Source organism: Parapedobacter sp. 2B3 (assembly GCF_041925275.1).
Classification (GTDB): Bacteria; Bacteroidota; Bacteroidia; order Sphingobacteriales; family Sphingobacteriaceae; genus Parapedobacter; species Parapedobacter pyrenivorans_A.
Genome location: NZ_JBHEUZ010000019.1, coordinates 31,732 through 43,601, shown reverse-complemented (window position 1 = coordinate 43,601; position 11,870 = coordinate 31,732). Strand labels below are relative to the sequence as shown.

At 51.8% G+C, this 11,870-nt stretch carries 6 protein-coding genes; 5 read left to right on the top strand and 1 reads right to left on the bottom strand.

Annotation, left to right across the window (positions count from 1 at the left end):
* Nucleotides 1–24: 24 nt before the first annotated feature.
* Complete coding sequence (gene murF, locus ACEVG1_RS17915; protein WP_374745100.1) at nt 25–1,329, bottom strand: UDP-N-acetylmuramoyl-tripeptide--D-alanyl-D-alanine ligase; 1,305 nt, start codon at nt 1,327–1,329, stop codon at nt 25–27.
* Between the two features lie 320 nt (nt 1,330–1,649).
* Between murF and ACEVG1_RS17910 the strand changes: the two genes are divergently transcribed.
* The 5 genes from ACEVG1_RS17910 (at nt 1,650) to ACEVG1_RS17890 (ending at nt 11,834) form a co-directional block, all read left to right on the top strand.
* Complete coding sequence (locus ACEVG1_RS17910) at nt 1,650–3,305, top strand: N-acetylmuramoyl-L-alanine amidase (RefSeq protein ID WP_374745099.1); 1,656 nt, start codon at nt 1,650–1,652, stop codon at nt 3,303–3,305.
* Between the two features lie 31 nt (nt 3,306–3,336).
* Complete coding sequence (locus tag ACEVG1_RS17905; RefSeq protein WP_374745098.1) at nt 3,337–4,842, top strand: glycoside hydrolase family 10 protein; 1,506 nt, start codon at nt 3,337–3,339, stop codon at nt 4,840–4,842.
* 407 nt (nt 4,843–5,249) lie between these two features.
* A complete protein-coding gene (locus ACEVG1_RS17900) occupies nt 5,250–6,443 on the top strand; it encodes an exo-beta-N-acetylmuramidase NamZ domain-containing protein (protein WP_374745097.1) in 1,194 nt (397 codons plus the stop codon).
* Between the two features lie 55 nt (nt 6,444–6,498).
* A complete protein-coding gene (locus ACEVG1_RS17895; RefSeq protein ID WP_374745096.1) occupies nt 6,499–9,987 on the top strand; it encodes a SusC/RagA family TonB-linked outer membrane protein in 3,489 nt (1,162 codons plus the stop codon).
* 11 nt (nt 9,988–9,998) lie between these two features.
* Nucleotides 9,999–11,834: a RagB/SusD family nutrient uptake outer membrane protein gene (locus ACEVG1_RS17890; protein WP_374745095.1), complete on the top strand. Its 1,836-nt coding sequence runs from the start codon at nt 9,999–10,001 to the stop codon at nt 11,832–11,834.
* The last annotated feature ends 36 nt before the right edge of the window (nt 11,835–11,870 follow it).

Genomic DNA, 11,870 nt, shown 5'->3' with positions numbered 1-11,870 from the left:
CTGATGTGCGGTAGCGGACAGCGTTTACAGGGTTTCCACCAATTTTTCAAAGGCCATACCGCGCGATGCTTTCAACAGTACCAACGCGTTTTGGATAGGATGCTGAATGAGGGCATTTTTCGCGGCCTCGGTGGTTTCGTAGAATTCGGCGCCGGCATGCCCACGGTGTTCGTAGAATGCTTTACCTACGAATAGCGTCCGGGCCGCTTGTACCGACCGGGCCGCTTCTACGACGTTACGGTGTTCTTCGTATGTGTCGTTGCCCATTTCAAACATGTCGCCCAGCACAATAGCCTTTTGGTCCGCTTGTAATGTACGGAGGTTTTCCAGGGCTGCTGCCATGCTACTGGCATTGGCGTTGTAATAATCGCAGATGAGGGTGTTGTGTTCGGTCTTCGTTAGCTGTGATCGGTTGTTGGTGGGCGCGTATTCGCTTATCCCGCGGCCAATCTTTTCGGATGGCACGCCAAAATGCCAGCCAATGCACACGGCGGCGAGGATGTTTTCGGTATTATAAGCGCCCGTCAGTTGGGTGTGGATGGCGTGAAAGCCTCCACTTCCCCGGGTGGTCCACTGGACATCCAACAACGGGTTTGCCGACGCCAGCTCACCCGAAACATTGTTTTCCGGGGAGAAGCCATAGGAGACCAGTTGGTTGACGGTGCGGCTGGACACCATTTCACGGAGGATAGAATTGTCGTTTTGCAAGAATAGCGTACCACCATGCGAGGCCAGGTAGTCATACAACTCACCCTTTGCCTTCTTGACGCCCTCGAAGCTCCCGAAACCTTCCAAATGGGCCCTGCCCACGTTGGTGATCAGTCCATGTGTGGGTTGGGCAATTCCGCAGAGAAGCGCGATTTCTCCTACGTGGTTGGCGCCCATCTCAATAATGGCAATTTCCGTCTGCGCGGTGATCGAAAGGATGGTAAGCGGTACACCGATGTGGTTGTTGAGATTGCCTTTGGTGGCATAGGTTCGGAATTGTTGAGACAGCACGGCATTGATTAATTCCTTTGTCGTTGTCTTACCGTTGGTGCCCGTAATACCTATTACAGGAATTTGAAGCCGGGTGCGGTGATAGCGGGCCAATTCCTGAAGGGCCGAGAGTACGTCGGCGACGTATAGATAGCGTTCGTCATCATTGGCTTGCGGCTCATCAACCACGGCATAACTGGCTCCTTCCTCGAGCGCCTGCGCCGCGAACCGGTTGCCATTGAAGCGTTCGCCCCGTAAGGCGAAAAAAAGACTATCGGGCAGGATATTGCGGGTATCCGTGCTGATGGCAGGGTGTTTTGTGTAATACGGATACAATGATTCAGCTTCCATTATGCAAGTTTAGGGAAAAAGTTTGGGTTAGGGAACAGCCTACCTGCATACATATAGAATACGCATTCTTGCAATATTTTTAATGAAAATGCAAAAACACGCAATACATTCGGCTATTTTTCTTATCCTTGCTTTACCAAAAGGTAAATCAGTTAAACACAATGAAAATGGCTACTGGCATGACTCCGCCATCCGGGCGGGTTATACAACCAAAAAATAAATGGAAACCGTATCCCGGCGTGTTTTGCGCGTTTGTGATATGTATGGTCGGCATCGGTTTGTCCACCGCATTTGGACAGCAGAAAAAAAGGCTAAACGTGATGTCGCCTATAAAAGACAGTATCGTCGTAGCGGATACACCGGTTTACTTTCGTGGTATAGCCGATCCTTCGGGAGCACTGTTCCTTAATGGCAACGAGGTGCCGATTTACAGTACGGGTGTCTTTGCGGCGCCATTGCATCTGCAGGTGGGGACCAATGAATTGCAGGTATGGCATGTGTCGGGTGTGGATACCTTGCGCAAACGCATGGTAGTGGTTTATGAAAGGCCACAGCCGCCGCAACCTACGGCAGGGTTTTCCATCGAGCATGTACGGATATTGCCGGAAGGGGATGTGTGGTTGCAGCCTGGCGATGCCCTGCAGGTGGAGATGAAGGCAACGCCGGGCATGGAAGCGACGTTCTACAATGGTGCCCCCCTTTTCGAAGCTGACACCGCTGAGACCGGTGTGGCGGGTATCTACCGCGGCGAATATATTGTCAAACCATCCGACAGTCTTAAAGCGCAACCGGTGTTGTTCTACCTCCGTGACGGGGCAACCGATAAAACGGTATCCTTGGCGAGTAGCCAACGGGTTACCGTACTTAACCAACCGCACGTGTTGACGGGACTTACCGCAACGGGGCAAGCGCCGCTGTATTACGGATTGGGTGCTGACCGGCTGGGCGGCGCTAAAATGGGCGACCTTGATAGCCTGGTGAAGCTGGAAGTGACAGGTCGGATGAACGATATGTATCGGGTGCGGCTTTCCGAACAGACGCAAGCATACATCCCGGTGAATAGCCTGCGTCTGCAGCAGGGTGCGCATTTCCGCCCTTATTCACTCACCGGAAGCTGGTCGGTAACTTCAGATAGCACATATGATTTCGTACGGATCGGTTTGGGTGAACGGCTCCCTTATACGCATATCGTACAACAACATCCCACACGTATTGTGGTCGATATTTACGGGGCCGTTTCGAACAGTAATTGGATTACCCAAAAGGAAGGCCTCGTGGCTATTGAGAACGTGTGGTACGAGCAGGTGAGCAAAGAGATCTTCCGCGTATTCATCGAGTTGAAGGAAAGGCAGCTATGGGGGTATCGGGTAGGTTATGAAGGAAATCGATTGGTTATCCGCGTAAAGCCACGCCCCGAAATGCTCGACCTCCGCGGGCTTACCGTGGCCGTGGATGCTGGACACGGTGGCAGCAACCGGGGTGCAGCGGGCATGACGGGTGTGTTGGAAAAGGATCTCAATTTGGCCATGTCAATGAAGCTAAAGGGGGCCTTGGAACGCGCGGGGAGTACCGTTATCATGACCCGTACCCGCGACCAATCGGTTAGTAATGGTTACCGTTTGAGCAAGTTCCGGCAATCGGAAGCGGATTTGTTGATCAGTATCCACTGCAATTCTTCCCGTAACCCGCTGGTGCAGGGTGTATCTACCTACTATCGCCACCATGCGTACCGTTCACTGTCGCAGCATATCCTCGTGGAAATGCGGAAGCTCGGGTTAGCCGATTTTGGCAATGTGGGTGGATTTAATTTTATATTGAATGTGCCCACCGAGTTTCCCACAGTTTTGGTGGAGGTAGGATTCCTTTCCAATCCGGCCGACGAAGAACGGTTGCTGGACCCTCAATTCCATGGCGAAGTGGCCGAGCGTATTGTGGATGGCGTGAAGGGGTTTTTAGCTGAGGTTGACGGGGAGTGATCGGTAGCGGGTAGTTAAATTAAGACCAAGTATGATAAAACAAACAGTTCTATGGGTGCTATTGGGGGTGTGCAGTTCGGTATGTAATGCAAGAGCATTCATACCCATGGATTCATTGGCCCGCGTTGAGGCGCCGCGGGCGATGCGCGAATTTCGTGCCGCGTGGGTGGCAACGGTTGCCAACATCAACTGGCCGAGCAAACCGGGACTGAGCACTGCCGACCAGCAGTCAGAGGCTCGTGCGTTGCTGGATTTCCTGGCGGGCCATCACTTCAATGCGGTCATCTTCCAAGTACGGCCACAGGCCGATGCCTTATACGATAGTAAACTTGAACCCTGGTCGTATTACCTTACCGGTAAGCAGGGTGCCGCACCAAATCCCTACTACGACCCGCTGGCCTTTTGGGTGGATGAAGCACACAAACGGGGCCTCGAACTGCATGTGTGGCTCAACCCTTACCGCGCCCACCATGTCGCTGCGGGCAAGGTGGAGCTGCCCTCTCTGGTCAACAAGATGCCTGAGTCGGTAGTCAAACTCAAGGAAGGCTACTGGTGGTTCGATCCAGCAAAGAAAACCACACAAGACCATTCGGCGGAAGTGGTGATGGATATCGTGAAACGGTATGATATCGATGGTGTGCATTTCGATGACTACTTCTATCCGTATGAGTCTTACAATGGCGGTGCAGATTTTCCCGATGATGATTCGTGGAGAGCCTACCAGCAGACCGGGGGGACGCTTTCGCGGGGCGATTGGCGGCGAAGTCAGGTCAACCAATTCATCGAACGGGTATACCGCGAAATCAAGGCAACCAAAAAACATGTGAAGTTCGGGCTCAGCCCATTCGGAATCTGGCGGCCGGGCTATCCTTCCGGTATTGAGGGCATGGATCAATACGACAAGCTTTACGCCGATGCCAGGCTATGGTTGAACAAGGGCTGGATAGACTATTTCACGCCACAGTTATATTGGCCGATATCGCAAATCCCCCAAAGCTTTCCGGTGCTGCTGGGTTGGTGGCAGCAGGAAAACACGCTGGGTCGCCACCTCTGGCCGGGCATGAACGTAGGGAGGGGTGGTGATGAGGCCAATCTTAAAGAGGTGACCAACCAAATCATGGTGACGCGTGGAATCGTTCCGGTTAGCAAAGGTGCGGTGCATTGGAGCATCTCTTCGCTCACCCGTAACCCGCTGGTGGCACAAGGACTTCTAGAGGGACCGTATAAACAAGAAGCGCTGGTGCCAGCCAGCCCTTGGTTGGGTAATGAGGCGCCCGATGCACCGATGGTTATACAGGAAAAGCAAGGGCGTGAAGTGGAGGTGAGTTGGTCGCACACCCAACCAGACAGTGTATTCAAATGGGTGGTGTACTATCGCCATGGCCACCGTTGGGATTATATTATCTTGCCACATGAGGCAAGGATGCTAAAGCTGGCTACGTATGCGGCAGACGGGGAAACAAAGTTGGTGGAGGTGAGGGTGACAGCGGTAGACCGGCTAGGGAATGAGAGCTTGCCGGGGATTGTTGTTTTTTGAGCTTGGCCTGGATGTTGGGTGGTGGCGGAGTTTTCGGAAGGCACTTATTGGGGAATAGATGTGTGATATATTCTTGGATTGATCTTCCCGATGGCCGGTGGTTTTTACCGCTATTCATTTCCAACCCCGTAAATAGTTGCATAAAGTCGCAATTCAGATTATTGCGACAAGTTTAGGATTTGTTTATTTTTCTGTTTAACAGCTTGTTGTAAGATTATAGGCCGTTTCGGCTGACGCCTTTTTATTGTTTGTTTGCGTGTTTTTATAAAAAACACTCAAAAACATGCATAACTTTCGATAATATTACCTATCATTGTATTGTCCAATTTAGTGTAGACCTTATTACGTAGCGCATGGGTTCTTTTTCTGCAAATCAAAACAGTATAAGTCTCTGGAGATTTCTAGCTTTGGCATCGTTTGCCGTGGTATCGGCATGGGCATGTGGTGGCAATGCGCAGCAACGTGTTAGCGATAATGCTGACACCACCGAAGCAATTGCCATCCGAACGGGTGCCGAGCAACTCGATCGTTACCTTCCCTTGCTTGCAGGCAAGAAAGTGGGCTTGATGGGTAACCAAACCTCCGTAGTGGGCAACCGCCACCTAGTGGATGTGTTGCTTGAAAAGGGGGTGGACCTACGGTTTGCCTTTGCGCCCGAGCATGGTTTTCGGGGCAATATCGAGCGGGGAGAGAAGGTGTCAAACGACGTCGATGAAGAAACCGGCCTACCCCTGTATTCGCTATACGGAAAAAACGAAAAGGCCGATTCCATCGTCGCGTCCGTGGATGTGATGCTGTTTGACCTCCAAGATGTGGGCGCGCGGTTTTATACCTATATCACCTCGATGCACCGCGTGATGCAGTTGTGTGTAAACAACGGAACAAAATTGATTGTGCTGGATCGCCCCAACCCAAACGGCGATCAGGTGGATGGGCCGGTGCGTAAAGACGACAAGTTCAAATCGAATGTAAGCTACCACAAGATTGCGATGATCCATGGCCTCACCGTGGGTGAATTGGCCAAGATGATCAACGGTGAGGGGTGGCTCGATGGTGGCGCGCAGTGCGATCTGGAAGTCATTACGGTGCATGATTACGACCACCGCACACCTTATGAGCTGCCGGTTGTCCCGTCGCCTAGCCTGCCCAACCAGCTATCGGTACGCCTATACATGTCGCTATGCCTGTTTGAGGGGACCGATATAAGTGTGGGGCGCGGCACGGATTGGCCCTTCCAGGTACTGGGTTATCCCGATCCGATATTTGGCGACTTTGCATTCACGCCCGGTACACGCCCCGGTATGGCGGCCCATGTGGAGCAGCAAGACAAGGTGTGCCATGGTCTGGACCTTCGTGATCTGGACCCCCAGGAACAAACCTTTACGCTCAAATACCTGATTGATTTCTACCAGAAGGCTCCCTTCAAGGATACGTTTTTCTCGCGTCCCGAGTTTTTCGACAAGCTGGCGGGTACCGACGAACTGCGTAAGCAGCTAATCGCGGGACAGACGGAGGCAGAGATCAGAGCGTCTTGGGCGGCGGATTTGGCGGCCTACAAGGTGATGCGTAAGCGCTACTTGTTATATCCTGATTTCGAATAATTTCTTTTCACACCTAATTTATATAACAGCATTAACTAACTAAACGCTTAAAAAAATGAGAAAACTAGTACGATTCTCGATGATGATTGCGCTGAGCGTGATGCTTTGGGTCTTCGGTTCAACCGAGGCGGAAGCCATGTTCGACCGTTCGGGAGCAACGGGCGCAATGTTAACAAACTTAGCCGGTGCGGCCGTGCAGCAAACGGTTACGGGAACGGTAACGGGGCCGGAAGGGCCATTGCCGGGTGTAAGTGTCTCGGTATTAGGGGGGCAGGCAGCTACGAGTACCGATGAGAGCGGTAATTTTGCGATTTCCGCCGCTACGGGCAGTACGCTCCGTTTTTCCATGATCGGATTTGCATCCAAAGATGTGCAAGTTACCGGCACGAGTATAACTGTGGCTCTCCAGCCCAGCGATCGCAGCATCGATGAGGTCGTCGTGGTGGGCTACGGCACGCAACGACGGGGCAACCTCACCGGTGCGGTTTCTACCATCAGTGTCAAGGAAAATTTAGAGGCAAGGCCAATCGCTGACGTGGGCAGGGCCATCCAGGGTGCGGCAACCGGTCTGAGTGTGGTTATCCCAAACGGTGAAGTAGGGTCCGATCCCATCATCAAGATCAGGGGGCAGTTTGCTTCGTTTCGAGGAGGTACCGCTCCGTTGATATTGTTGGACAACGTTGAGATTCCCAGTATCCAGTTGGTAAATCCCAACGACATTGAGTCGATCACCGTGTTGAAAGATGCGGCTGCGTCATCAATCTATGGTTCGAAAGCAGCTTTCGGCGTTATCCTCATCACTACCAAGCAAGGCACGGGCGTGGATGGTGTACAAGTAGGCTATACCAACAATTTTTCATTCCAGAACCCATGGAAAGACTTGTCAATGGCCGGTGTGAATGGGTTGAAATATTCCCTGGATGCCATGGAGCGGGTAAATGCCCCTGTAACGGGAGCTTTCTATAAGATTAACCGCGAGAGTTATAACAAGGCGGTTGAATGGCAGGAGAAATATGGCAGCAGCATCGGTGCCAATGACCCGACCGTTTATGGCCGTGACTGGTATTTCGATCCAGCGGGACCTTTCAAGTATGGTGTGCGCGTGTACGATCCGTATGAGGCGATGGTTCGTGAGTGGGCACCTACCCAGCAGCACAACCTTTCCTTAGGCGGCACCAGCGGCAAAACGTCATATAACGTTGGGTTGGCGATGATCGACCAAAGTGGAATGATGAAGCCTGCTAAGAAGGACCAATGGACCCGCTATAACGCATCGGTAAAAGTGACCAGCGAAATCAACAAGTATTTCACGGCCCGTGCGGGCGCCTTATATTCCGAGCGGAACAAGCAGTATCCGTACATTACCAACTCAACAACCGCAGATCCGTGGTTGTATCTTTTCCGGTGGAGCCCGCTTTACCCGTTGGGGAATGACGAAAATGGCGACCCAATCCGCAGTCCGGCGAGTGAAGCGGCTGCGGCCAATACGGCCAGTTGGAAGCATAAATACGCAAACCTCAACCTCGGTGGTACCCTACGGATTACAGACAATTGGACCGTAGATGCCGACTATAGCTATTCCAACCAGGAGCATATTTGGGACCGGCCAGGAACCAAATATACGGCCCGCGATTCGTGGATTGCTCCCATTGCGCGCCTTGACGCTGCGGGCAACCCGGTTTATGTCAACGCGGAAGGACAGGTCGTATCCGGTCCCGGCAACGGCGCTATGGCAGCCTACGATTTGCTTTCGCATACCTACACGGCTCCGGGTGCCAACCCTGATCATATGTACAAGTTGTCGGAAAATTTGTATAAACACACCGTCAACGCATATACGACCTATGATTTGACGCTGCAAGAGAATCACGATTTCAAGTTTATGCTTGGCTTGAACCGCGTTACAGACGATTGGTCAAACCACTATACGCAGGTTACTAACCTCACCGATATCGTCAACCCACAATTCGGCTACGGGATTGGTACGTGGACAGGTGGCGGCGGTACTTACTGGGAGTCCCAATTGGGCTACTTCGGCCGCGTTAACTATGCGTACAAAAACAAGTACCTTTTTGAAGGGAACCTCCGTTATGACGGTTCATCCAAATTCCCCACAGATCTGAAGTGGAGATGGTTCCCCTCGTTCTCTGCGGGCTGGGTGCTGAGCGAAGAAGCCTTTATGGAAAGCACGCGGTCATGGTTAGATCTAATGAAATTCCGAGGTTCATGGGGCTCCATCGGCGACCAAACGGTGCCCAACAGCTTGTACATCCCTACCATGAATACGGGCCAGTCCACCTGGATTGGTGGTGATGGAACCCGCGTGAATTTTGTAGGTACGCCCACGGCGGTATCAACTGCAATCACGTGGCAAGATATCACCACGCTCGATTTCGGTGTTGATGCCCGTTTCTTCAACAACAGGTTTGGATTGGTATTCGATTGGTACCGCCGCGATACGGAAAACATGATCGTGCCCGCGGAAGGTGTCCCCCTTACGTTCGGTACAGGTGCGCCACAAAGCAACTACGGTTCCTTGCGGACCGAGGGTTGGGAGCTTGCGGTCGATTTCAATCACCGGTTTGATAATGGATTGGGAATCAATTTCCGCGGTAATATTTCCGATGCGGTATCCACCATTACCGCTTATGGAACTACCCAAGGGGTGAATAGCTACTACGTGGGCAAGACCTACGGCGAGATTTGGGGCTATCGGACGGATCGGCTTTACCAAAAAGATGATTTCGAACTGGACGGGAACGGCGACCCCATACAGATTACACTCACCGAGGCTGAAAGTGCAAAATATGCTGGCCGCAAGGCTTACAAGCTGAAAGCCGGTCCGAATGGTGAAAAACCGGTTTATCAGGCGTTCCTGCAAAATAGTGCCGATTTCTTCTTTGGCCCCGGTGACGTCAAGTTCGTGGACCTCAATGGTGATGGCGAATTGAACAATGGAAATTCACTGCTCGATGACCACGGTGATTTGGAAGTTATCGGCAACTTTACACCTCGCTACGAGTACGGACTCCGTTTCGGTGCCGATTTCAAGGGATTTGATTTTTCGATTTTCTTCCAAGGGATAGGCAGCCGGAAAATGTGGGGCGGTGGCAACCTGGCCATCCCCGGATTCCATGCTTCAGATGGCGCTATGCCGGCAGCCATTGCGGATAACTACTGGACCGAAGACAACATCGGTGCTTTTTACCCTGCGGCTTACAATATGGCCGGTGCTAATTCAGGCAATAACATGCAAGTGCAATCGAAGTACCTGTTGGATATGTCATACCTCCGCATCAAGAACATGACGTTGGGCTATTCGTTGCCGGCTTCCCTGCTCGATAGGGTCGGCATCAACACCTTACGGGTATATGCTGCATTGGAGAATATGGTGACTTGGGATAATCTCAATGGACTGCCGATCGATCCGGAGGCAATTAACGGATATTCGATGTGGAATACATCAAATTACAACTCCGGCCGTACCGGTGTGGGTATCCCGGCGTTTAAAAGTGTTTCCTTTGGTGTTCAGTTGAACTTCTAAAATCAAATACGATGAAACTTCTAAATAAATTGATATACAGTGTATGCGTAACTTCATTGATGTTGGTTGCGTGTAATAAGAAAGTGCTGGACCGGCCGCCCTTGACAGAACCGGTCGACGACAATTTCTGGCGTAACGAAACCGATATTGACTTGTTTGCCAATGGTTTCTATACCCAGTATTTTGTGGGCTATAATAGCGCATGGGGGGTCGACTATACACCGGTAAGGGGATATACTTTTTCTGACGACTTGACCAGCCGCAATGTGCAGGGCCACTTCGAAAGCAGTGTTCCTTCCAGTAGGGGCGCAAATACCGAGGGCGCCGCATGGATGACCCAATACGCCGGTCCTACGTGGAACTTCGCGTGGGTGCGTAAATCCAATATCTTTATCGATCGGTTGCAGAATGTGGCCCAAGCGAACTTGGCGCCCGATGCATATAACCATTGGATGGCCGTGGCCCGTTTTTTCCGGGGCTTTGAGTATAGCCGCTTGGTAAGCGTATTTGGCAATGTACCTTATTATGACCACGTAGTGGCCGATGATGCTTGGGATGAGCTGTTCAAGGATCGCGACGAGCGGGGCGTGGTGATGGATGCGGTATACGATGACTTCAAGTTTGTAATGGACAACATGCGTACGGATGCCGGTACGCAGAAGCTTAATAAGTATATTGCGGCAGCCTTTATATCTCGGTTTATGCTGTTCGAAGGTACCTTCCAGCACTATCATGGCTTGGATGCGGCCCGTGCTAAAAAGTACCTGGAGTTTGCCGTAGAAAGTGCGGCCTTTGCCATGAGTGGACCCTATTCCTTTACCAGCGATTTCAAGAGCCTGTTTGCCTCCGAGAGTCTCAGTGGGAATCCGGAGGTGATGATGTGGCGTACGTATGATGCCGGTCTCGGCATCACGCATCATATCGGTTCCTACAATAATGGTACGGAGGGACAACCAGTGGGTGCAAACCTAAACATGGTTAAATCCTTCATTTGCAACGATGGCGACGTATGGCAAAGTTCGTCGGTTGCGGATGCCGCTAGCTTCTCCATTGCCAACTTGGCTGTAACACGCGATCCACGTTTCGAAGCAACGTTTTTCGAGCGGGCACTCCCCGCCTCCGCCTCATTATTCTACACATATAAGTTTGCCTCACGCGAGGCAATGACCTATATCGGTCAAGGTTATCCACCTGCTTGGGGTAGCAATACCAATACCAACGATGCTCCTGTGATGCGGCTTGCCGAGCCGGTACTCAACTGGATCGAAGCAAAGGCGGTGCTGGCGGAAGATTTTGGTGGCCCTGCCGTTAGCCAAGCCGATATCGATGCATCGATCAATGCCATCCGTAACCGTCCGCTTGACGATGGTGCCGTCGAGAAGGGGGTAACGAAAACGGCTCCGATGCAGCTTGCTAAACTTCCCGACGATCCCGACCGCGATGCGGATGTGTCACCGTTGATTTGGGAAATCCGCCGGGAGCGCCGTATGGAATTTTTCTTTGAGCATACCCGTCTGCTAGACATCAAGCGCTGGAAGAAAATCGAATACATGGATTACAGCACGGATTCCGATTATTTCCTCGGCCCATGGGTCAACGTGCAGCAAGAAGTACCCGCCTATATCTCGGCAAGCTACGTAGGCGTGCTGAAGGTGAAGAAAGCGGATGGCACGGTAGTAACTTATAACGGAAGCAACGCGGCCGATATGGTAGGTTATTTCATGATTCAGGATGCCACCAATCGCAATAGTTTCGGCGATGAAGTGTATATGTCGCCCGTGGGCCAGTCGCAGATTGTCGACTACATGGAAAGGGGTTATACCCTTACCCAAACCGTAGGTTGGTAAGGACATGATGCAACGACAAATGTGAAAAACAAATAG

Bases quoted from the DNA above. Each gene is read 5' to 3' on its own strand.
- murF (WP_374745100.1), bottom strand. From the start codon at position 1,329: ATGGAAGCTGAATCATTGTATCCGTATTACACAAAACACCCTGCCATC.
- ACEVG1_RS17895 (WP_374745096.1), top strand. From the start codon at position 6,499: ATGAGAAAACTAGTACGATTCTCGATGATGATTGCGCTGAGCGTGATG.
- ACEVG1_RS17890 (WP_374745095.1), top strand. From the start codon at position 9,999: ATGAAACTTCTAAATAAATTGATATACAGTGTATGCGTAACTTCATTG.
- ACEVG1_RS17905 (WP_374745098.1), top strand. From the start codon at position 3,337: ATGATAAAACAAACAGTTCTATGGGTGCTATTGGGGGTGTGCAGTTCG.
- ACEVG1_RS17910 (WP_374745099.1), top strand. From the start codon at position 1,650: ATGTCGCCTATAAAAGACAGTATCGTCGTAGCGGATACACCGGTTTAC.